The organism is Rhodococcus sp. 7Tela_A2, assembly GCF_049311045.1.
GTDB lineage: Bacteria > Actinomycetota > Actinomycetes > Mycobacteriales > Mycobacteriaceae > Rhodococcus.
In genome coordinates this window covers 1-22,665 of record NZ_JAXION010000046.1, presented here as the reverse complement: position 1 = coordinate 22,665, position 22,665 = coordinate 1, and the positions used below count along the sequence as shown (strand labels likewise).

14 protein-coding genes are annotated in these 22,665 nt (G+C 66.8%); 13 read left to right on the top strand and 1 reads right to left on the bottom strand.

The genetic code is table 11. The annotated features are described in order from the left end of the window. The first annotated feature begins 22 nt into the window (after positions 1–22). The 6 genes from mftE to TVH25_RS10855 all read left to right on the top strand — a co-directional run bounded on the left by mftE (position 23) and on the right by TVH25_RS10855 (position 7,276). Positions 23–709 carry a mycofactocin biosynthesis peptidyl-dipeptidase MftE gene (mftE, locus tag TVH25_RS10880; protein ID WP_422424128.1) on the top strand — a complete coding sequence of 229 codons (687 nt, stop codon included), beginning with the start codon at positions 23–25 and terminating at the stop codon, positions 707–709. After that, positions 706–2,124 carry a mycofactocin biosynthesis glycosyltransferase MftF gene (gene mftF, locus TVH25_RS10875; protein WP_378528021.1) on the top strand — a complete coding sequence of 473 codons (1,419 nt, stop codon included), beginning with the start codon at positions 706–708 and terminating at the stop codon, positions 2,122–2,124. The genes mftE and mftF overlap by 4 nt, the downstream gene beginning before the upstream one ends. Position 2,125: 1 nt before the next feature. Next, positions 2,126–3,586 (top strand): mycofactocin system GMC family oxidoreductase MftG, encoded by a 1,461-nt coding sequence (gene mftG / locus TVH25_RS10870; RefSeq protein ID WP_422424127.1) that lies wholly within the window; start codon positions 2,126–2,128, stop codon positions 3,584–3,586. 103 nt (positions 3,587–3,689) lie between these two features. Continuing rightward, complete coding sequence (locus TVH25_RS10865; protein ID WP_422424126.1) at positions 3,690–5,009, top strand: GAF domain-containing protein; 1,320 nt, start codon at positions 3,690–3,692, stop codon at positions 5,007–5,009. 73 nt (positions 5,010–5,082) lie between these two features. Further along, the gene (adh, locus tag TVH25_RS10860) at positions 5,083–6,606 is read left to right on the top strand and encodes an aldehyde dehydrogenase (protein ID WP_296550405.1); all 1,524 of its coding nucleotides are present in this window, start codon (positions 5,083–5,085) and stop codon (positions 6,604–6,606) included. Positions 6,607–6,682: 76 nt separating this feature from the next. Further along, the gene (locus TVH25_RS10855) at positions 6,683–7,276 is read left to right on the top strand and encodes a DUF779 domain-containing protein (protein WP_422424125.1); all 594 of its coding nucleotides are present in this window, start codon (positions 6,683–6,685) and stop codon (positions 7,274–7,276) included. On the opposite strand, the gene TVH25_RS10850 is transcribed toward TVH25_RS10855, so the two are convergent. After that, entirely contained in the window at positions 7,195–8,391 is a 1,197-nt protein-coding gene (locus TVH25_RS10850) for a DUF418 domain-containing protein (RefSeq protein ID WP_422424124.1), read from the bottom strand. The genes TVH25_RS10855 and TVH25_RS10850 overlap by 82 nt on opposite strands. A gap of 88 nt (positions 8,392–8,479) precedes the next feature. Between TVH25_RS10850 and TVH25_RS10845 the strand changes: the two genes are divergently transcribed. The 7 genes from TVH25_RS10845 to TVH25_RS10815 form a co-directional block, all read left to right on the top strand. Then, positions 8,480–9,064, top strand: coding sequence for a TetR/AcrR family transcriptional regulator (locus TVH25_RS10845; protein ID WP_296550407.1), 585 nt, complete (start codon positions 8,480–8,482; stop codon positions 9,062–9,064). Between the two features lie 160 nt (positions 9,065–9,224). Further along, positions 9,225–9,773 carry a hypothetical protein gene (locus TVH25_RS10840; RefSeq protein ID WP_296550408.1) on the top strand — a complete coding sequence of 183 codons (549 nt, stop codon included), beginning with the start codon at positions 9,225–9,227 and terminating at the stop codon, positions 9,771–9,773. A gap of 118 nt (positions 9,774–9,891) precedes the next feature. Next, positions 9,892–11,559, top strand: coding sequence for an AMP-binding protein (locus tag TVH25_RS10835; protein WP_296550409.1), 1,668 nt, complete (start codon positions 9,892–9,894; stop codon positions 11,557–11,559). 147 nt (positions 11,560–11,706) lie between these two features. Then, the gene (locus TVH25_RS10830) at positions 11,707–11,979 is read left to right on the top strand and encodes a GlsB/YeaQ/YmgE family stress response membrane protein (RefSeq protein ID WP_169651221.1); all 273 of its coding nucleotides are present in this window, start codon (positions 11,707–11,709) and stop codon (positions 11,977–11,979) included. 77 nt (positions 11,980–12,056) lie between these two features. Next, positions 12,057–14,012, top strand: coding sequence for an acetoacetate--CoA ligase (locus tag TVH25_RS10825; protein ID WP_422424123.1), 1,956 nt, complete (start codon positions 12,057–12,059; stop codon positions 14,010–14,012). Between the two features lie 64 nt (positions 14,013–14,076). Next, the gene (locus TVH25_RS10820) at positions 14,077–14,427 is read left to right on the top strand and encodes a hypothetical protein (RefSeq protein WP_422424122.1); all 351 of its coding nucleotides are present in this window, start codon (positions 14,077–14,079) and stop codon (positions 14,425–14,427) included. A 285-nt stretch (positions 14,428–14,712) separates the two neighbouring features. Beyond that, the coding region (locus TVH25_RS10815) for an amino acid adenylation domain-containing protein (protein WP_422424121.1) at positions 14,713–22,665 on the top strand (7,953 nt) is incomplete at its 3' end.

Sequence of the window (22,665 nt, the reverse complement as noted above, 5' to 3'; positions counted from 1 at the left end):
CCGACGCACTAGCATCGGACCGGTGATACGGGATCTAGCCGGCGCCTATTGGACCCACGTCGAACCGGAGCGGTGGACCGTCGCGGTACCGGTGGGATCGCTCGAACAACACGGCCCGCATCTCCCCCGCGAAACCGAACCCCGGACCGCCCCGGCCGTTGCCGAGGCACTCCCCGACGCCCTCGGGGCCCCGCCGCTCGCGAACGGCGCGAGCGGCGAGCACGAGGACTTTCCGGGAACGGTGTCCATCGGAGCAGAGGCGCTGCGCACCGTGTTCGTGGAGTACGGGCGCTCTATCTGCCGCTGGGCTTCCCGGGTGCTGTTCGTCAACGGGCACGGCGGAAACGCATATGCCCTGGCCGAAGCAGTGTCGCTGCTGCGCTACGAGGGGCGCGACGTGGCCTGGCTCCCGTGCGCGGTGCCGGGCGCCGACGCCCACGCGGGGGTGACCGAAACGAGTCTGATGTTGCACCTTTTCCCGAACGCGGTGGATATGGCGAGCGCGGTTGCCGGGAACACAGATCCGATCTCCACTTTGATGCCACAACTGCGTGAAGCCGGTATGGTTTCGGTGTCGGCGAACGGGGTTCTCGGCGATCCCACCACCGCAACTGCAGCGCAGGGGGCCCGCTTGTTCGCACACCTGACGGAACGTGCAGCATCGCAGGTCGCTCGGTGGGAACCGGGCACGGAGGGGGGACTTCGGTGAGTCAGGCGACAACACCCGAACTGGCGCAGACTCCCGGTGGACGGCTACCCGACGGATTCGGGGTGCGCATCGATCCGCGGGTCCGGCGGTTCGCCGGCGGGCGCGTACTCATCGGAGGCTCGCCCACCCGGATGCTCAAACTGGCGCCCGCCGCCGCGGCGATGATCGACGGCGATCACCTCGAGGTCGTCGACTCCCGAACCGCGGTGGTCGCCCGGCGCCTGCTCGACTCCGGTGTCGGTAATCCGCGTCCCACGCGACTGCCCTCCACCGCGGACGTCACGGTGGTCGTTCCCGTCCGGAACAATGCGGCGGGAGTGCGGCGGTTGCTGCAAGCGCTTCCCGGCCTCGAGGTCATCGTGGTCGACGACGGCTCCGACATGCCGATCGACTGGCCGGACAACCCGCGGGTCCGCGTGGTTCGATTCGAGGCATCGCGCGGACCCTCCGCAGCACGAAACATCGGATTGCGGGAAGCACAAACAGAATTCGTGGCATTCCTCGACTCCGATGTCGTTCCGCGCATCGGGTGGCTCGAGGCGTCGCTCGGCCATTTCAGCGATCCGGCCGTGGCGCTCGTCGCGCCCCGCATCGTGGCTCTCGATCCCGACAACGGAGCGCTGGCACGCTACGAGCACGCCCGCTCGTCGTTGGACCTCGGCCGCCGGGAAGCCCCCGTTGTGGCAGGTAGCCCGGTGTCCTACGTCCCCAGCGCCGCCATGGTGGTCCGCCGCGAGGCACTTGCCGGGTGCGGGGGTTTCGACGAGTCGATGCACGTCGCGGAGGATGTCGACGTGTGCCGCCGCCTCCGGAGCGAGGGATGGCGACTCCGGTACGAACCGGTTGCGCGGGTTGCCCACGATCATCGTGTGAGTTTCCCGGAATGGTTCTCCCGCAAGGTCTTCTACGGAACCGGGGCGGCGCCGCTGGAAGCGAGACACCCCGGTACCGTGCCCCCGATGGCGATGTCCGTCTGGACCCTTCTCGCGTGCTCGGCCGTCGCCACGATGACCCGGTTCGGCGTCGTCGTCGCGGTACTGACCCAATTCGTCACGCTCGTGCGGTTGCGCCGCATGTTCGCCGAACTCGACCGCCCGACGCGCATCGCAGCGGTGCTGACCGGTCAGAGCTTCGCGGGCGGTATGTGGCAGGTCGCCTCCGCCGTCTGCCGGCACTACTGGCCGCTCACATTCGTTGCGGCGGTGCTGTCGTCGAAAGTGCGGCGCGCGGTGGTGGCTTTCGCTGTGGCAGAAGGCATGTGGGACTGGTATTCGCACCGCGAGGGCGGGGGGCTCGACCCGGTGCGGTACGTCTTCTACAAGCGCCTCGACGACCTCGCCTACGGCGCCGGGCTCTGGAAAGGGGTCGTCGACGCCCGCGATCCCGCGGCGCTGATGCCCGATATCCGGTCCTGACGTGATTCCGGCGCGCGCCGACATCGTGGTGGTCGGGGGTGGGAGCGCCGGATGCACACTTGCCGCCACCCTCGCCGGACGCCCGGGCCGCACCGTCGTGCTGCTCGAGAGCGGTCCCGGCTACGCGAGCACCGGTACCGCGCCACCGGAACTGTTGGACGCCTCGAGGCTTCCCGTCGGGCCTGAAAGTCGTTGGACTGCGCAATATCCGGTGCTCCTGGCCGGGAGGCCCGGCACGATCGCCCGGGGCCGGGTGCTCGGAGGCTCCGGCGCGGTCAACGGCGGCTACTTCGTCCGCGGGCGCCCGGGAGATTTCGACGCCTGGCCCCCGTCATGGTCGTTCGACCACGTGCTGCCGTACTTCCGGCTCATCGAGCATGACTCGGACTTCGGCGACGAGTGGCACGGCGCCGCCGGACCGGTACCGGTGTCGCGAACCCCGTGGTCCCGTCTGCACCCCGTGGCGCGCGCGTTCCACGATGCCGCTGTGGCGGCGGGCCATCTTCCGGTGGAGGACCTCAACGCGCCCGGTCCGGTCGGGGTGGGACGCGTTCCCCTCAACATCGCGAACGGGGTACGCATGGGACCGGCACTCTCGTCGTTGATGCCCGCGCTCGCCTCCCCGAATCTGACCGTGTGCTCCGGTACGCGGGCGCGCAGGGTGGTGATGTCCGGTGCCGAGGCGGTAGGGGTGGAGGTGGACGGCGGTGACGGCGTCACGTTCATCGAGGCGGGAAGTGTCGTGCTGTGCGCCGGTGCGGTCGAAAGTCCCCGCCTTCTCCTGCTCTCCGGCATCGGGCCCGCGGACGAACTCGCCACGCTCGGCGTCGCGCCCGTCGTCGACCTTCCCGGGGTCGGTACGGGATTTACCGACCATCCGGAAGTTGCCGTTCCGTACCGGTACCGCAGCGATCTGCCTCTCGGTGCGGCTGTACTCGAAACTGTCCTGCACACAGGCGAACTCGAACTGCGTCCCTACACGGCTCCGTTCGCCGACTCCGTACCGGGCAGTGGCGCTGCCGTACCTGTGCTGGGGGTCGTCCTCACCCGGCCGCGCAGTCGCGGGCGCCTGATCTTCGACGCACGCGACCCGTACGCCGCGCCTCTCCTGGACTACGGATACCTGGACGACCCTCGCGATCGTGCAGCGCTCCGGCACGGGGTCGCATCGGCGGTCCACCTGCTCGCGGCGATGGACGGGGTCGTGGACCCGCACAGTGTTCAGGCGGGCGCAGCGGACGTGGACGACGAGTGGCTCGCGGCGCATCTCGGTACGTCCCAGCACTTGTCGGGCTCGTGCAGGATGGGTTCGGACGATTCGGCGGTCGTCGACGACCGGTGCCGGGTGCACGGCGCCGAGCGTCTCTTCGTCGCCGACACCTCCGTGTTCCCGCAGGTGCCCAGCCGGGGCCCGCATGCCACGGTCGTGATGCTGGCGAGGCGTGTCGCGGACGCTCTCTGAATCCGGCACGCGTCCGCCAGGGTGCCCCCGAGTGCGATGACACCGACCCGCTGTGATCTGCACTACAGTGGCCCCCGGCGGAACGCGAGGAGGACAGCGGTAGATGATCGACCGTGCGGGAGCGAAAGCCATTTCGTGGATGGCGCTGCATCCTGGGGACGACGCAGAAGCGCACGCCCGTCGACTGTCGGAAGTCCATACGGCTGTGGTGGGATCAGCGTCGAGCAGAGAGCGGTCTGCTGCGCTTGCGGCACCCGCGGCTGTACGCCCCGTAGTGCGCGACTCGTGGCTCCGTAGCCTCGGCAGGGCGATCGATCCCGACGTCATCGAGCAACCCCTGTTGCTGACCGGCAAGGATCTCGAGGACTACCGCGCGGAACACCCGATGGCGATGATCCGTCCGGTCGTCCGCAAGCTTCTCGTGGAAGATGCCGCCGACAGCGGACTGCTGATCGCGATCAGCGACGAGCGGGGACGACTGCTGTGGATCGAGGGAGACCACGACGCCCGCGACCGGGCGCTGGCGATGAACTTCGCCGAGGGCGCGGATTGGAGTGAGGAGCACGTCGGGACCAACGCTCCCGGCACGGCCCTCACACTCGATCGCTGCGTGCAGATCTTCGGTGCCGAGCACTACAACCGTGCCGTGCACGAGTGGAGTTGCTCGGCAGCCCCGGTCCACGACCCCATCAGCGGCCGCATTCTCGGAGCACTCGACATCACCGGCGGACCGCGCGTCGCGGCGCCGGAGGTTTTACAACTCGTGCGAGCGACGGCTGCCGCTGCCGAAGCCGAACTGCGCCTGTCCATGCTCGAGGGTGCGAGTGCCCGATCTTCTGCCGCGGGCGTACTCGAGACGTTCGGCCCGGGACGTGCGACGCTCGTTCGCGGACGCGACCGGCTCGCGCTGTCGCAACGGCATGCCGAGATCCTGCTCATTCTCAGCGAGCATCCGGAAGGGGTCGGCGCTCGGAGGCTTGCGGTCCTGCTCGACGAGAACGAACTCGATGCCGTGACGGTGCGCGCCGAGATATCCCGTCTGCGTAGGGTACTCGGGCCGGACACGATCGCGTCCCGGCCGTATCGAGTGCAGAGCGCGCTGCGCACCGATGTTGCGAACGTACGTGCTGCGCTGGATCGCGGGGACCTCGACACCGCGGTGCGCCTCTACACCGGCAGGGTGCTTCCCGGCTCGGGTGCGCCGGGAGTGATCGACGTGGGCGACGAGTTGGATGCCGGAATCCGGGGTGCGCTTCTGCGCCGGGGTGCAGCGCCGCTGCTCGCCCGCTGGACGGCATCGATTCACGGCCGCGAAGACCTGCCGGCGTGGAGTGCGTATCTCGGATGCCTGGACCCGGACTCCACCGTGTTCGCACAGGTCGAGGCGAAGATCCGGATGCTCGACCGGAACTTCGCAACCTAGTTGCAACCCCGGCGTTTGTAGTGTCCGGGGTCACACCCTCGACGGTGATCACCCCGACGCGCAGGAGAACACGATGCCCGAGTACGCCCGCCCCGGTTCGCCCGATGCCCTGATGTCCTTCCGGTCCCGTTACGACAACTGGATCGGCGGTCGATGGGTGGCTCCCGTTTCGGGCGAGTATTTCGAGGACATCACTCCCGTGACCGGACAACCGTTCACCGAGGTCGCACGTTCGACCGACAAGGACATCGAACTCGCTCTCGACGCCGCGCACGCCGCCGCCCCGGCGTGGGGCAAGACGTCACCGGCGGAGCGGGCGCTGATTCTGAACCGGATCGCCGACCGGATCGAAGAGAACCTCGAGGCCGTCGCGGTCGCCGAAACGTGGGACAACGGCAAGCCCATCCGGGAAACTCTCAACGCGGACATCCCGTTGGCGATCGACCACTTCCGGTACTTCGCGGGCGCGATCCGCGCGCAGGAAGGCTCGATCTCCGAGATAGACGCCGATACCGTGGCCTACCACTTCCAGGAGCCTCTCGGCGTCGTGGGCCAGATCATCCCGTGGAACTTCCCGATCCTGATGGCGGTGTGGAAGCTTGCCCCGGCGCTCGCAGCCGGAAATGCCGTGGTGCTCAAGCCCGCCGAGCAGACGCCCGCGTCGATTCTGTATCTCGTCGAGCTGATCGGCGACCTGCTTCCCGACGGTGTGGTCAACATCGTCAACGGTTTCGGAACCGAGGCCGGCAAGCCGCTCGCCTCGAGTCCGCGCATCCGCAAGATCGCCTTCACCGGTGAGACCACGACCGGGCGGCTCATCATGCAGTACGCCTCGCAGAACCTCATCCCTGTCACCCTCGAACTCGGCGGCAAGAGCCCCAACATCTTCTTCTCCGACGTGATGTCCGCTCCCGACGACTTCCAGGACAAGGCACTCGAGGGATTCACCATGTTCGCCCTCAACCAGGGCGAGGTGTGCACCTGCCCGTCCCGCGCACTCATCCAGCAGGACATCTTCGACGACTTCCTGTCCCTCGCTGCGGTGCGTACCAAGGCTGTACGGCAGGGAAACCCGCTCGACACCGACACGATGATCGGTGCGCAGGCATCCAACGACCAACTCGAGAAGATCTTGTCCTACATAGAGATCGGGAAAGGCGAGGGCGCCAAGATCGTCACCGGCGGTGAACGCGCCGACCTCGGCGGTGACCTGTCGGGCGGCTACTACGTGCAGCCGACGATCTTCGAGGGCCACAACAAGATGCGGATCTTCCAGGAGGAGATCTTCGGGCCCGTCGTGTCGGTGACGTCGTTCCGGGACTTCGACGATGCGATCGCGACCGCCAACGACACGCTGTACGGTCTCGGCGCCGGTGTCTGGTCGCGCGACGGTGGAGTCGCATATCGCGCCGGCCGCGCGATCCAGGCCGGCCGGGTGTGGACCAACACGTACCACCAGTACCCCGCCCACGCGGCGTTCGGCGGCTACAAGCAGTCGGGCATCGGCCGCGAGAACCACCACATGATGCTCGACCACTACCAGCAGACGAAGAACCTGCTCGTCTCCTACGCTCCGAAGGCCCAGGGATTCTTCTGATCGCTCTCGGCGCCCGCACCTTTCGTACAGGGAAGTGCGGGCGCCGACCGGTTTTCTGTGAAAGAGAGGGTATGCCGTGTCAGTCCCAGCCCGGGTGACGGCCACGGTCGCGGCCGTGGATCTTCTGCGCCGCTTGGCCGGCCGCAACGGATCGCTGATGATCCACCAGTCGGGAGGATGTTGCGACGGGTCGTCGCCGATGTGCTTTCCCGCAGGTGAATTTCTGGTGGGCGATCGGGATGTGCTCCTCGGTGTGCTCGACCTCCGTCTCGGCGTGGGGCGCACGCTTCCCGATCCGCCTTCCGGTGCCGATTCTGTTCCCGTGTGGATCTCGGGGTCGCAGTTCGAGGTCTGGAAGCACACCTGTCTGGTGCTCGATGTGGTTCCGGGAAGGGGAGCGGGCTTCAGTCTCGAAACGCCCGAGGGTGTCCGATTCCTTGCTCGGGGAAGAGTATTCACCGAGCCGGAGAACGCCGCGCTTGCGACGTCGCCGGTCGTGCTCGGGAAGGAGTGGGAGAGCGGCGTCCGGCCGGGCGCCTCGCAGGTGCCACTCGTGGTGGCCGACGCCAAGGCCGGATGCGCCGTGCCTCAGTGGCCGGACCGTGACGACGAGACCGGTGGCGGCCCGGATGCTGTCGCCGGAGAGGTCGGTCCACCCGCGAGTGCCTGATAACTCACGTTCCACAGCCATTCGACGGGACCCCGCTCGAATCGGGCCAGCCACAGGCGCGCGACGATCATGAGCGTCGCGCAGACGGCGGCGAACAGCGCCACGGTGGCCGGCACGATCGTGTCGCCGTCCAGGCGAGCGGCCATGCCGAATCCCCAGCCGTAGCACACTGTCGAACACAGGATGTTCTGCAATATGTAGCAGCTCAATGCCATTCGCCCCACAGGGCTGAGAGCGGTGCCGACTGCGCCGGGTGCACGGCCGTCGGCATAGCGGTGTGCGACGGCTGCGAGGAGTGCGAAAGCCACGATCGGGGCTGTGCCGTAGCGGCCCAGGACGAGACCCGCGTCGGACCCGGACAGGCCCAGCGCGAAGTCGATCGGGAGCGCGACACCGAATCCGACGATCATGAGAATGCGGCGGAGGCGGGCCTGATCCGGATCGAGGATGCCGCGCAGGTGCAGCCGCGCGCCGATGAGGAAGAGAGCTATCGACAGCGGCAGGATGAAGATCGTTTCCAGCCGGAACAGCGCGATGTTCTCGGCACGGAAGACCACCAGATCCCAGAACGAGCCGTCCGCATAAGGATTGGGGGACAGCGTCCGGTTGCCCGGATTCGCAGGCAGCGCAGCGAGTGCGGCTACCACGACGGCGAGCATCGCGGCGTGCAGAGCGAGTGCGCAGGCTATCCAGATCCGCTGGGAGCGGATGCCGGTAGCCAGGACGAACGCGACGACGAGTCCGGTGACGGCGTATCCGGTGAGCACGTCGAACTCGGTGAACAGGAAGTAGTGCAGTATCCCGTCGATCATGAGAAGTCCTGCCCGCCAAGGGTATTTACCCGGCCACGGAAGTCCCCGTCCGGTCGCCGAACGCTGCTGGATGGCGAGTCCGATGCCGAACATGATCGTGAGGAGCCCGAGGAACTTTCCCTGCGTCACCTGTTGCAGCACGTCTTGGACGAAAGACCAGCTTCCGGTCGCTCGTCCGGTGCCGTTGATATAGCCGACCAATCCTTCCACGTTGGTGAAGATCCAGATGTTGGTACCGAGGGTGCCGAGAATCGCGACCCCTCGTAGTACGTCGAGTGCGGCGTATCGAGGTGTGGTGCTCACGGTGATCCCTTCCGGGGGACGCAGAGCGTAAGTAGCACGGTCGTGCTTACAAAAAGTGATGCTAGCACGACCGTGTTAGCATGGTCCAGTGCCGAAACTGATCGATCACGATGCGAGACAGCAGGAAATAGCGGAGGCGGTCTGGCGGCTGATCCTGCGCGAAGGGGTCGGCGCTGTCTCGATACGGGAGGTCGCGGCCGAGGCGGGCCTGTCTACGGGTTCTGTGCGGCACGTCTTCGGCAGCAAGTCGGAACTGCTCGGCTATTCGATGCGCCTGGTTCACGACCGCGCCGCAGAGCGCGTGTCCGCCCACCTCGGCATTGCCGATGTCAAGGAACGCGCGCGGGCCGTGCTCGGTGAACTCCTTCCGCTCGACGAGGTCCGACGTTGCGAAATGCTGGTCAATCTCGCGCTGATCGCGGAATCTCCCGGACATGACGAACTGCGGCAGATCGCGATCGGTGCGCAGCGCGCACTGCGGGAAGGGTGTGAGCTCGTACTGGCAGGTCTGGCCGCGGAGGGGCTCGTCGCGCCGGACCGTGATCTCGGGTTGGAAGCCGAGCGTCTGCACGCCGTCGTCGACGGTCTTGCAATGCACCTGCTCGTCGGTGCCGGTGACACCCCGAGGTCCGCCCAGACGGTGCTCGCCGCGCATATCGATTCGCTGGCCTGACGGCCCCTTGCCGCCCCGGTGCCGAATTCCCACCGGTGCCCACGCGCCCACGCGCGTCCCCGGTACGCCAGAATCGGACCGGGATCCGTCCGGATTCCGCGGTACGCGGGGGCATCGGTCCCCGCATGTTCGGCGCCCGTCGGGCGGTGAGGAGTGGACGATGGCCTTCGCGGGCAACGTGGATGAGCTGGCCCTGCTGCAGACGGTGCGCCTGAAGAACCAGGTCACCGCGGAAGTGGTTGCCGCGCACCTGGGAGTGACGGTGGCGGCCGGCCAGGCCGCAGTAGATGCCCTCGTCCGGCAGGGCAAGGCGCGATCGGCCGGTGACGGCATCGAGCTCACCGACGAGGGGGTTCACGAGCTGACCGGCCAACTCGAGGCGGAACGCGTATCGATCGACGAGGATTCGATCGCGGACCTGCACGATCAATTCCTCCCGCTGGACGACGAACTCGCGGAGCTACTCGCGGAGCCGGAGGCGGACGGGTTCATCGACGCACTGCTCGATTTCGACCGTCGTGCGCAGGCGCTGTTCGACGACGTGTCCGCGTTCGTTCCCCGTCTGTCGCGATACCAGGATCTCTTCGCAGAAGCTCTGGAGAAGGTCAAGGGGGGCGCGCTCGCATGGGCCACCGCGGGCAACATCGATTCCTACTCCGCGGTGTGGGGCGAGATGCGGGAGGAACTCAGGGGCGCCGCGGGTCGCTGACCTGGTACTCGTTGTGAGGGTGTGACCGCAGTCATCATTTCCCCCTTTTCGGGGGTGGTCGTGAGTGACCGGGGTCACTACCGTTTCCTTCGTATCAACTGCCACGAAGGAGACCACGATGTCCGGCACCAACGTCGATCCTCTGCCGAGCTACTCCCAGGGCGCCTGGAACGTTCCACTTCTCGGCGACACCGTCGGCGACAACCTCGACCGCACCGCCGCGCGTTTCGGTGACCGTGAGGCGCTCGTCGACCGCGCCGCGGGGAAACGTTGGAACTACACCGAATTCGTAGCGGATGTCGACGCAGTCGCTGTCGGCATGCTCCGGTCGGGCATCGCGAAGGGTGACCGGGTGGGGATCTGGGCCCCGAACTGCTGGGAATGGGTTCTCGTCCAGTATGCAACCGCGAAGATCGGCGCGATTCTCGTCAATATCAATCCCGCGTACCGCTCGCACGAATTGCAGTACGTCCTCGAGCAGGCGGGCGTCCGGATGCTGGTGTCCGCGTCCGCATTCAAAACATCCGACTATGCGCAGATGATCGCGACCGTACGGGCGAACTGCCCCGACCTCGAGGATGTCGTTCTGCTCGGCTCCCCGCGGTGGGACGAGCTCGTCGAGGTGGGACGGGCCGCACTCGCCGACGACCGTCGGGTGCTCACCGAGGCGCAGTCTCAGCTCTCTCCCGACGATCCCATCAACATCCAGTACACCTCGGGGACCACCGGGTTCCCCAAAGGCGCCACGCTCAGTCACCACAATGTGCTCAACAACGGGTTCTTCGTCGGCGAACTCTGCCACTACACGGAATTGGATCGGGTATGTATCCCCGTTCCGCTGTACCACTGTTTCGGTATGACGATGGGCAATCTCGCGTGCACCAGCCACGGCGCGACCATGGTGCTGCCGTCTCCGGCCTTCGATCCCGCGGCCACACTCACCGCAGTGGCGGAGGAGCGATGCACCTCGCTCTACGGCGTGCCGACGATGTTCATCGCCGCGCTGGCGGAACCCGATTTCGCACGGTACGACCTGGCGAGCCTGCGCACCGGAATCATGGCGGGCTCGCCGTGCCCGGTCGAGGTGATGAAACAGGTCATCGATCGGATGGGGATGAACGAGGTGTCGATCTGCTACGGCATGACCGAAACTTCGCCGGTGTCGACGCAGACCCGCAGCGACGACAGCATCGAGCGGCGGGTGGCCACGGTCGGTCGGGTGGGTCCTCACCTCGAGGTGAAGATCGTCGATCCCGGTACAGGTCTGACGGTCCCGCGCGGCGTGCCGGGCGAACTGTGCACCCGCGGATACTCGGTGATGCTGGGGTACTGGGACCAGCCGGAGAAGACGGCCGAGGCGATCGACGTGGCCCGGTGGATGCACACCGGGGACATCGGAGTCATGGACGAGGACGGCTACGTATCCATCACGGGCCGTATCAAGGACATGGTGATCCGCGGGGGAGAGAACATCTACCCCCGCGAGATCGAAGAGTTCCTCTACACCCACCCGGACATTCTCGACGCTCAGGTGGTGGGGGTACCCGACGTGAAATACGGGGAAGAACTCATGGCCTGGGTCCGGATGCGCGAAGGCTCGGAGCGCCCCCTCGACGCGGCGAGCCTCAAAGCGTTCTGCGAGGGAAAGCTCGCCCATTACAAGATCCCGCGTTATGTGCACGTGGTCGACGAGTTCCCGATGACGGTCACCGGCAAAGTGCGAAAGGTCGAGATGCGCGAACAGGCACGGGCGATCATCGAGGCCACCGTGACCGAGCACAACTGACGGCCGTTCGGCACGGATGCGGCAAGTAATTCGGCCGCACCCGCGCCGAACCGGTCACTTTCGTCGGTTTCAAGGCAGACACTGAGTGGGTAAAGAGTCGTCGACGATGCGCAGCCACCGGGCGGCGCCGCAGCAGAGGGGCTCACCATGGGACAAATTATCGGCACGATCATTTTCGGTGCGGTCATCGGAATCCTGGCCAGATTGGTGATCCCGGGCAAGCAGGCCATGGGCATGATCATCACGATCGTCATCGGCATCATCGGCGCGCTGATCGGCTACTGGCTGTGGGGCCTGATCTCCTCCGAGGGCAACGAGAACACCAGCGGCATCGACTGGATCCGATGGATCATCAGCATCATCGTGGCCGTGGTCCTCACCCTGATCTACACCGGCGCTACCCGCGAGCGGAGTCGGTAACCCGTTCGAGGTGCCCCGCCCGGCCACACCGGGCGGGGCCAGACGTGTCTCCGCCTCGGCCCCGAAAGTGAGTTGCCGTGCAGCCGCAGTGGATTCCCCACGACGCCGCCGTTGCGCGAGCGAACATCACGGAGTTCGCGCGGTTCGCCGAACGGCGTCACGGACTGAGCCTGCCCGATTACGGGTCGCTGTGGCGATGGTCGGTCGACGCCCCGGGAGACTTCTGGAAAGCGGTGTGGGACCGGTTCGAGGTGGTGTCGCACACCGACCCCGGACCGGCTCTCGCCGACACGGCCATGCCCGGAGCCGTGTGGTTTCCCGGTGCGCGGCTGAACCTCGTCGAGCACGTCTTCCGTGATCGGCCGCCGCTCGGGCCGGCCGTCGTCCACCTCGACGAGGCCGGGCACCGCAGCGAGATGACGTGGTCGGAACTCCGTAGCCGGACAGCCGCGTTCGCCGCCACGCTCCGGGAGCACGGAGTCGGACCGGGGGACCGGGTCGTCGGCTACCTTCCCAACATCCCGGAGGCCGTCGTCGCACTGCTCGCGACCGCGAGTATCGGGGCTGTCTGGGCCGCGTGCGGGCAGGACTATGCCGCTCCGGCTGCGCTCGACCGGCTGGGTCGACTCGAGCCGAAAGTCCTCGTCACAGCGACCGGATACGCCTACGCGGGCACGTGGCACGACCGGACGAACGAAATGACATGGCTGCGCGACCGACTACCCGGTCTCGGCCTGACAGTCGTCGTCCCCAGCGCGCCGGCCCGAGAGATCTCCCCACCCACCGCGACGTCCCCGTCGGTGCTGAACTGGGAAGAGGCGGCCCTGAGGCAGGACGCAACCCTCGACACCGTCGCGGTTCCCTTCGACCACCCGTTGTGGGTGGTGTTCTCCTCGGGTACGACAGGACCACCCAAGGGCATCGTCCACGGTCACGGCGGGGTCCTGCTCGAGCATCTCAAAGCACTGTCACTCCACCTCGACCTCGGTCCGCACGACCGCTACTTCTGGTACACGAGTCCGAGCTGGATGATGTGGAACTTCCTCGTCTCCGGACTTCTCGTGGGCGCGACCATCGTCTGTTACGACGGTGCGCCGTCGCATCCCGAGATCGACCGCCTCTGGCGGACCGCTGCCGACGAACACGTCACGGTTCTCGGGACCAGTCCCGCCTACATCGCGGCCTGCGCCGAGGCGGGGGTGGTGCCCCGCGTCGACCACGATCTGTCCGCCCTGCGCGCCGTGGGCGTCACGGGCTCGACGCTGTCCGCGTCGGGGTCGCTGTGGCTGTCGGAGAACGTCGGCTCCGATGTGCAGGTCATGTCGATCTCGGGTGGCACCGACGTGGTGTCGGCGTTCGTCGGAGCCGCGCCGACAGTGCCCGTGTGGCCGGGCGAAATCTCTGCGCCGTGCCTCGGCGTCGCCGTGGACGCGTACGCCGAGCACGGCCGCGCCGTGCGCGGCCGTGTCGGAGAACTGGTGGTGACCGCTCCCATGCCGTCGATGCCCGTCCGGTTCTGGGATGACCCGGACGGCAGCCGGTACCGCGAGTCGTACTTCTCGGTCTACCCGGGCGTCTGGCGTCACGGTGACTGGATCACCGTCACCGACCGGGGCACGTTCCTCATGCACGGACGCTCCGACTCCACCCTGAACCGTCAGGGAGTCCGGATGGGCAGCGCCGACATCTATCAGGTCGTGGAGAGTCTGCCCGAGGTCACCGAATCGCTCGTCCTGGGAATCGAACAGCCCGACGGCTCGTACCGGATGCCGCTGTTCGTCGTGCTTGCAGACGGCACGGAACTCGACGACCGCGTGGCGGAACGGATCCGTTCGGCGATCCGCGCGCAACTGTCCCCGCGGCACGTGCCCGACGAGATCGTCGCCGCGCCGGGGGTCCCGCACACCCGCACCGGGAAGAAACTCGAGGTGCCGCTCAAACGAATTCTGCAGGGAGCCGACCCGTCACGTGCCGTGGATCGCACCGCAATCGACGCACCGGAACTGATCGACTGGTACCACGACCAGCGGTGATGCACACCACTTATAAGCGTGACCTAACTGGACTCTGCAGGTCCGGAATGGTCGGATTGCCGGTATGGACATCGCCATCAAGATTTTTCTCATTCTGCACTTCATCGGTCTCGCCGGCATCATCGGCTCGTGGCTTGCGGTCGTCAAGCAGCCGCGTGTCGTTGTGGGCATGCTGCACGGCGCGATCCTCCAGGTCGTGACCGGTATCGCGCTCGTCGGCTTGCGCGAAGCTCAGGACGCCGTCGAGCTGAACCATATGAAGATCGGCATCAAGCTGCTGATTGCCCTGGTCATTCTCGTGGTCGCGATCGTGGGCCTGAAGAAGGAGAAGAAGAATCCCGGTTCGACAGCGGCTCTCGCCCACACGGCCGGCATTCTCGGCATCGTGAACGTGGTCATCGCCGTGGCCTGGTGACGTTCGGCGGATCTTGCCCGCGGTGAGCCGGGGCCTGTGTCGGAACCCTGTAGATTGTTCCGGGTGTGTACGACATGGGCTCCGGTACCGACCGGTAAGTAACCTGCTCCGGGCACCTCGGCCGACAGGCGGGGTTCGCTACTGCGTCCGGTCCTGCGGAATGTCTTGCCGCCCGGCCACGCCGTAACGATCACCCCCTGATGCGCAGATATCCCGAGAGGTTGCGTGCATGTTCGTGTCGGGAGTGCGGGCAACTGCCCGGTGGTGAGAGGAAGGTTGGGGGATTTGGACTCGCTCGGGAAAGGCGGATCGCAGGCGAAGAACGCAGGGGGCGCGGTGCCGCCCGGAGCGTTCCCGCTCTCGCCTGCACAGCTGGGGATGTGGTTTGCCCAGCACGTCGACCCGACAGTGCCCGCCAATATTGCTCAGTACGTCGAACTCGAGGGCGACCTCGACGTCGATCTGCTCCGCGAATCCAGTGCCCGTGCTGCGCTCGAGATGGGATCCGGCTTCCTCCGTTTCCTCGAGGTCGGGGCACAGCCCTACCAATTGGTCGACCCCTCGCTCGAAGCGCCGCTCGGTTTCGTCGATCTGAGCGGAGCCGACGACCCCCGGCAGGCCGCGCTCGACTGGATGCGCGACGACCGCAGTCGTCCCGTCGACGTATTGCGCGACCGTCTCATCGCCGCGACCGTGCTCCGCATCGGCGAACGCCGCTACTTCTGGTACAACCGCGTCCACCATCTGGCACTCGACGGTTTCGCCGCCGCCACTTTCATGACCCGCATCGCCGAGTTGTACACGGCGGCGGTCGAGGGCGTCGAGCCGTCTCCGAATCGCGCGTCGGACCTGCGCAAGGTCTACGACGTCGAAATGGAGTACCGCGGCTCCAAACGGTTCCACGACGACCGCGAGTACTGGGCCCGGCAGATCGACGGGATCGAGGAACCCACCAGCCTCTCCGGTCGCACCGCCGCGCCCGCACCGGTCAGCCGCATCGACACCGCCGCACTGTCCGAGGACACCGAACGGCGGGTCGGCGAACTCGCGGCCCGAGAAGGCGGCAGCCTTGCCACCGCGGTGGTCGCTGCCTTCGCCGCATATCTCGCGCAGATGACCGGGCAGACCGACGTGGTGCTGAGCCTGCCCGTAGCGGCGCGCACCACCGCGGTCCTGCGTCGTTCGGGCAGCATGGTTTCCAACGTCGTACCGCTGCGCTTGAGCGTCACCGACGACACGACCGTCCACGACCTCATCGCCGCCTCGGCGGCGGCCGTCTCGGGTGCGCTGCGCCACCAGCGTTACCGGCACGAGGACATCGTCCGCGACCGCGACGCGGGTTCGGTGGGGCAGTCCACGTTCTTCGGGCCGTGGGTCAACATCATGTTGTTCGACAACGAGGTCCGGCTCGGCGACATGGTCGGCGGAATCAACATTCTGTCGACCGGCCTGATCGAGGATCTCGGTGTCAATGTCTACCGCAGCGGCGGCGCTCACACGCACATCGACTTCGAGTCCAATCCCAATCTGTACCGCTCGGAGCAGTCCCGCGCCGACCACGCTCGTTTCATCGAGTTCTTCGACCGGTTCGTCGGATCGGATCCGGAACGGTGCGTGTGGGATATCCCTCTTGCGGGACGCGCCGAACTCGACGATGCGGTCATCGAGTGGAACCGCACCGACCATCCCGTCCGGCAGCGCGATATGCTCGCCCAGTTCCGTGAACAGGCTGCCGAAACCCCTGACGCCACAGCGCTGATCTTCGAAGGCGAGTCGCTGACCTACGGCGAATTCACTTCCCGTGTCAACACTCTCGCGCGCACACTGATCGGTCTCGGAGTCGGACCCGAATCGCTTGTCGGGCTGTGCATCCGGCGCTCGCTCGACCTCGTCGTCGGCATGTACGCCATCGTCGAGGCCGGCGGTGCGTGGGTGCCGATCGATCCCGACCATCCGGCCGACCGGACCGGCTACATCCTCGACACGGCGAAACCGGCCGCAGTACTGACCACGGCGCGCGACGACGTGGACCTGCCGGACGGCACCGTCACGCTCGAGATCGACACCTTCGACTACTCGCGCGGTGACGCACGTCCGATCTCCGACGCGGAGCGGCATGGTCCGATCCTGCCCGATACCACCGCGTACGTCATCTTCACCTCGGGTTCGACCGGTCGGCCCAAGGGCGTGGCTGTGAGCCATGCCGCCATCGACAACCAGATCCAGTGGATGAACGACCACTACGGCGTGACGTCCCAGGATGTGTACCTGCAGAAGACCGCAACGACGTTCGACGTGTCGCTGTGGGGATTCTTCATGCCGCTGCGTGTCGGCGCGACCCTCGTGATCGCGACGCCCGACGGGCACCGCGACCCGGTCTACGTGGCGAACAAGATCGCCGAACACCGCGTGACGATCACCGATTTCGTGCCGTCGATGCTCACCGTCTTCGTGGCCAACGCCGCCGACGGGAGCTGCGACTCCCTGCGGCACGTCTTCGTCATCGGCGAGGCACTGCCGTCCGAGACGGCAGCCGAGTTTGCCCGGCTGTGTCCGGCGGGCTTGCACAACCTGTACGGACCCACCGAGGCGGCGGTGTCCATCACCTACCACCGCGCGGGCCCTGCCGACGTGCACAGCGTCCCGATCGGTGTCCCCCAATGGAACAGCCGCGCGTACGTTCTCGACCGGCGGCTTCGCCCGGTGCCGGTCGGGCGACCGGGCGAGCTCTACTTGGCGGGCGTTCAACTCGCCCGTGGCTACCTCGATCGTCCGGACCTGACCTCCGATCGCTTCCTCGCGGACCCGTTCGGTGCACCCGGCGAACGGATGTACCGCACGGGCGACCTCGTGCGCTGGGAGGCCGGGCCCGACGGCACCGGAATCCTCGAGTACATCGGCCGGACCGATTTCCAGGTCAAGTTCCGCGGACAGCGCATCGAACTCGGTGAAATCGAAGCGGTGCTGCTCGCTCATCCCGCCGTCTCGCAGGCAGTCGTTCTAGTGGTCTCCACCCCCACGGGCGACCAGCTCGTCGGTTACCTGGTGGCCGCGCCCGCGCAGACGATCGACGTCACCGACCTTGCAGATCACGCGGGTCGCTCGCTTCCGTCGTACATGGTGCCCGCGTCGCTCATGGTGCTCGACGCGCTACCGCTCAACACCAGCGGAAAGCTCGATCGGAAAGCCCTGCCGGAACCTGTCTTCAGCAGCACCCGTACCTTTCGCGAGCCCTGCAGCCCTGCCGAACGCGTGGTGGCCGCAGCCTTCGGCGACGTACTCGGCGCGGAGCGGGTCGGTCTCGACGACGACTTTTTCGAGCTCGGCGGCAATTCGCTGGTCGCGACCCAGGTCGTCTCACGCATCGGCGCGGCCCTCGATACCCAGGTTCCTGTACGCGCGCTGTTCGAGGCATCCACCGTAGGGGGACTCGCCACACGCATCGCGAAGCAGGTCGGTTCCGGTGCCCGAGCTCCGCTCACCGCAACCGTCCGACCCGATGTGCTGCCGCTTTCCACTGCGCAACAACGGATCTGGTTCCTCAATCGGTTCGACGTCACCACTGCGGCGTACAACCTGCCCTTCACCGTGCGGATGACAGGTGCGGTGGATCCGCGTGTCGTGTCCGATGCGTTCTCGGACGTGGTGGCTCGGCACGAGAGCTTGCGCACCGTCTATCCCGAAGTGGACGGCGACCCCCATCAGGTGATCCTGCCGCTCGAGCAGGCCGTCTCCCCGCTCGAACCGATCGATGTGGACGAGGTCGGTCTGCGGGCAGCGGTCGTCGAACTAGCAGGACGCGGTTTCGACGTCGCGATCGAGGTTCCGTTCCGAGTCGCGCTGTTCCGGCTCGCTCCCGACACCTATGTGCTCGCGATGGTGCTGCACCACATCGCAGCCGACGGATCCTCGTTCGGACCGTTCGCGCAGGATGTCGTCACCGCCTACACGGCGCGCGCCGAGGGACACGAACCGCGCTGGTCGCCCCTGCCGATCCAGTACGCCGACTACGCCCTGTGGCAACGACAGGCTCTCGGAAGTGAGTCCGATCCGGGTTCGGCTGCTGCGCAACAAATCTCTTTCTGGGTTCGGGAGCTCGACGGCCTCCCGGATCAGCTGGACCTGCCGGCGGACCGGATGCGCCCTGCCGTCGCAAGCTACCACGGTGCCAAGCACCGATTCGAGATCGGCGCCGAGACACACCGTGGACTCGTCGAACTTGCTCGCGGACACAGCGCCTCGCTGTTCATGGTCGTCCACGCCGCCTACGCGGTCCTCCTGTCACGACTGAGCGGATCGAACGATATCGCCGTCGGCACCGCCGTCGCGGGACGCGGCGAAAAGGAACTCGACGATCTCATCGGCATGTTCGTGAACACGCTGGTGCTGCGCACGCGGGTCGATCCCGGCCTCTCGTTCGGTGAATTCCTCGACGTGGTCCGTGAAGTCGACCTGACCGCATTCTCGAACGCGGACGTGCCTTTCGAGCGTCTCGTCGAGGTGCTCAACCCGGCTCGATCGACAGCGCGTCATCCGCTGTTCCAGGCGGCGCTGTCGCTCGAGCCCGGTTCAGCACGTGAGGTGTCCTTCGCCGGAGTCCGCGCCGTGGGCACCGAACTGGAGATGCCGATCTCGAAGTTCGACATCCAGCTGTGGCTGACCGAAAAGACCGGCAGCGACGATGAACCCGCCGGCCTGGGTGCCACCTTCGAGTACGCGACGGATCTCTTCGACGCCGGTACGGTCGCCGTCTTCGCAGAACGTTTCGTGCGGATCCTCGACGGCATCGTCGCCGACACATCGGCATGCGTGGGCGACCTGTCCATCCTCTCTCCCGGCGAAGCCGAGCTGCTACTCACCACGACGGGTCCCGATGCGGGTGAACCGGCCACGCTCGTGGACCTGCTCACCGCGGGTGTCGCCGCCCACCCCGAGCGGCCCGCCGTTCGCGACGGTGACATCGTGCTGACGTATCGCGATCTCGACGCGTGGTCGAGCTGGATCGCGCGTTACCTGATCGAGCGTGGCGTAGGGCCCGGCGGCATTGTCGCGCTTGCCTTCCCTCGCTCGTGGGAGATGGTGCTCGGTGTGTGGTCCGTTGCGAAGACGGGAGCAGCCTACGTCCCGGTCGACCCGGAATACCCGGTCGACCGAGTCACCCACATGCTCGAGGACTCGTCGGCTCTGCTGGGCCTGACGACGGAGGAACACGCCGCCGGTCTGTCGCCCGCCGTCGAATGGGTTCGCTTCGACGACCCGGCGTTCGTGGCCGCGTGCTTGGCCCACTCGGGAGCTCCGGTCACCGACGAGGAGCGGTGCGCTCCGCTCCGGGTCGATCACCTCGCATACGTCATCTACACCTCCGGGTCCACCGGGCGCCCGAAGGGCGTCGCGGTAACCCACCGTGGTCTCGCCGGCCTCGTCCGCGACTGTGTCGACCTCTACGGGGTGACTTCCGAGTCGCGGATTCTGCAGATCTGTTCGCCGAGTTTCGACCCCTCGGTTCTCGACTGGGCTATGGCCGGCTACACCGGTGCCGAACTGGTGATCACTCCGCCGACGATCTACGGCGGTGCCGAACTGCGGGCGCTGATCCAGCAGACCGGTGTCACCCACGCGACCATCACGCCTGCGGTGCTGGGCTCCGTGGATCCCGCGGGCCTCGACTCGCTCCAGAGCCTCAACGTCGGTGGAGACGTCTCCACGACGGAACTCGTGGCCCGGTGGGCGCCCGGCCGCCGATTCTTCAACGCGTACGGACCGACCGAGACCACGATCGTGTCGACCCGCGCTCTGCTCGATGCCTCGGGGCCGATCACCATCGGCGGCCCGACCGCGGGCGTCCAGGCACTCGTGCTCGACGGCCGTCTTCGTCCGGTCCCCGCAGGAGTGTCGGGAGAGCTGTATCTCGCCGGCGACGCTCTCGCGCGGGGCTATCACCGACGTGCTGCGCTCACCTCGGATCGGTTCGTCGCGAACCCCTTCGGAGCGCCGGGTACCCGCATGTACCGGACCGGTGACGTGGTGCGCTGGGACGATCAGCGCCGCCTCGTGTTCGCCGGCCGATCCGACTTTCAGGTCAAGGTCCGCGGATTCCGGATCGAACTGGGCGAGATCGACGCTGCGTTGCAGACGCATTCGCTCGTCGACTTCGCAACCACCGTGGGCCACGACATGCCTTCGGGACAGACCGCACTCGTGTCGTACGTGCACGGCGCTCCGGGTATCGACCCGTCGGCGTTGTCCGACCACGTGGCCCGGTCGTTGCCGTCGTACATGGTGCCCTCGCAGATCGTCGTGCTCGACGAGATCCCGCTGACGCCCGTCGGAAAGCTCGACCGCCGAGCACTGCCGGAGCCCGAACTAGGGATCAGCTACCGCGAATTCCGCGCGCCGACGACGCCCATCGAGGGAACCGTCGCTGCCGTCTTCGCCGAGGTGCTCGGCGTGCAACGTGTCGGACTCGACGACGACTTCTTCGAACTGGGCGGAAACTCGCTCCTCGCCACCCAGGTGGTGTCCCGGCTGGGTGTGGCACTCGACGCACAGGTTCCCGTGCGTGCGCTGTTCGAATCGAGCACCGTCGCCGCCCTGGCAGTTCGCGTCGAGCAGGAGGCCGGGCGCGGTGCCCGAGCGGCACTGGCGAAAATGCCGCGGCCCGAGCGTGTTCCGCTGTCCTTGGCGCAACAGCGCATGTGGTTCCTCAACCGCTTCGATTCCCGCTCGGCGACGTACAACCTCCCGATGGCGTTGCGGCTGACCGGAGCCCTCGACGTAGCGGCACTTCAGGTGTCGATCATGGATGTGATCGACCGTCACGAGTCGCTGCGCACCGTCTTCCCCGATTCGCCGGAGGGACCCCACCAGGTCGTACGGGCGGCCGCGGAAGTCGTGCCCAATCTGACCCCGCTCCGGATCGACCGGGACGGGTTGGCCGGTGCGATGCGCCGACTCGCGTCCACCGGGTTCGACGTCACCTCCGAGGTGCCGATCCACGCCGAACTCTACGAACTCGACCGCAACGAGCACATTCTCGCGCTCGTGGTCCACCACATTGCCGCAGACGGATGGTCCACCGGACCGATGGCACGCGACATCATGGTCGCGTACGCCGCACGCACCGAGTGGGAAGAGCCCTCGTGGGCACCGCTTCCCGTTCAGTACGCCGACTACACCCTGTGGCAGCGGGAAGTCCTCGGTTCCGAGGACGATGCGCAGTCGCTGATCTCCGGTCAGCTCGACTACTGGCGTCGCGCGCTCGCCGACGTTCCCGACCAGTTGGATCTTCCGGCTGATCGTCCCCGCCCGGCGACGCAGTCGTTCGCCGGCGCGACCGTGGATTTCTCGATCGATCCGAGCTTGCATCGAGACCTCGTGGCGTTCGCTCGCACGCGCAACGCTTCCCTGTTCATGGTCGTGCACGCGGCCTTGAGCATATTGCTGGCACGATTGTCCGGTCAGCGCGAGATCACGATCGGTACGCCGGTGGCCGGACGTGGCGAGCAGTCGCTCGACGACCTTATCGGTATGTTCGTCAACACTCTGGTGCTCCGCACCGACGTCGATCCGGACGCGCAGTTCACCGACCATCTCGCACGGGCACGCGAAGCAGCACTGGGTGCCTTCGGGCACGCGGATGTCCCCTTCGAGCGTCTGGTCGAGGTTCTCAACCCCACTCGGTCCACGGCTCGGCACCCGCTGTTCCAGGTCATGCTCTCGTTCGAGAATCTAGGTGCAGCGCACGTCGAACTTCGCGGTCTGACCCTCGACCTGCTCGAGATCAACACCGCGGTCGCCAAGTTCGATCTGCAATTGACGTTGTCGGAGGGCTTCGCGGAGGACGGTTCGCCGGACGGTCTCCGTGCGGAGTTCACCTATGCGACCGAGCTCTTCGATGCTTCGACGGTCGAGGGCTTTGCGGAGCGGTTCGTGCGGATCCTCGAGGCGGTGGTGGCTGATCCGGCGCGGCGCGTGGGCGATATCGATCTGCTGGGCGCCGATGAGCGGGTGAGGGTGCTCGAGCGGTGGAACGATACGTCGCGTCCGGTGCCGGAGTCGACGTTGCTGGATCGGTTCGATGCGCAGGTCGCTGCGTCGCCGGATGCGGTGGCGGTGGTGTTCGAGGGCGAGTCGTTGACGTATGCGCGGTTCGATGCGCGGGTCAATCAGCTTGCGCGGTATCTGATCTCGCGGGGTGTGGGTCCGGAGACGACGGTGGGGTTGGCGGTGCGCCGGTCG